Source organism: Paractinoplanes ferrugineus, from assembly GCF_016862195.1.
Taxonomy (GTDB): domain Bacteria; phylum Actinomycetota; class Actinomycetes; order Mycobacteriales; family Micromonosporaceae; genus Actinoplanes; species Actinoplanes ferrugineus.
The window spans coordinates 1-852 of the sequence record NZ_BOMM01000013.1; the positions used below are offsets into that span (position 1 = coordinate 1).

1 protein-coding gene is annotated in these 852 nt (G+C 77.3%); it reads left to right on the forward strand.

The features are described 5' to 3' along the window. Positions 1-852 (forward strand): hypothetical protein (locus Afe05nite_RS09595; protein ID WP_203816646.1); only part of this gene is annotated, 852 nt, incomplete at both ends.

Genomic DNA, 852 nt, shown 5'->3' on the forward strand with positions numbered 1-852 from the left:
GGCCCAACAGGTGCGGGCACTGACCACGGTGGCCGAATCCGTTGCGGCCGCCGGCGACGTCAGCCGGGCCGGCGCGCTCGCCGACCGAGCCGTGAACGTGGCCCGCTCAATTACCGACCCGCGCCGGCAGGGGTGGACGCTGACCACGGTGGCCGGTGCGTTGGTCGCCGGCGGCGATGTCGGGCGGGCCGAGAGCGTGGCCCACTCGCTCACCGACTCGCGCCAGCAGGCGGAGGCGCTGACCACGGTGGCCCGCGCGGTGGCGGCCGGCGGCGACGTCGTACGGGCCGAAAGCGTGGCCCGCTCGATCACCGACCCGACCCGACAGGCGCAGGCGCTGACCATGGTGGCCCGGGCGGCCGCGGCCGGCGGCGATGTCGATCGGGCGGGCGCGCTCGCCGACCGGGCGGCAAGCGTGGCCCGCTCAAGGACCGACCCGGCCCGACAGGCGCAGGCGCTGACCGCGGTGGCCGAATCGGTGGCGGTCGCCGGCGACGCCGATCGGGGCGGCGAGCTCGCCGTGCGGGCCGAAAGCGTGGCCCGTTCGATCACCGACCCGGCCCGACAGGCGTGGGAGCTGGCCGCGGTGGTCAGCGCGTTCGTGGCCGGCGGCGATGTTGTACGGGCGGAGAGCGTGGCCCGCTCGATCACCTACCCGGCCCGACAGGGGTGGGCGCTGGCCGTGGTGGTCGGTGCGGTCGTGGCCGGCGGCGACGTCGTGCGGGCCGAAAGCGTGGCCCGCTCGATCACCGACCCGCGCCAGCAGGCGGAGGCGCTGACCGTGGTGGCCCGCGCGGTTGCCGCCGGCGGCGATGTCGCGCGGGCGGAGAGCCTGGCCCGCTCCATCACCGG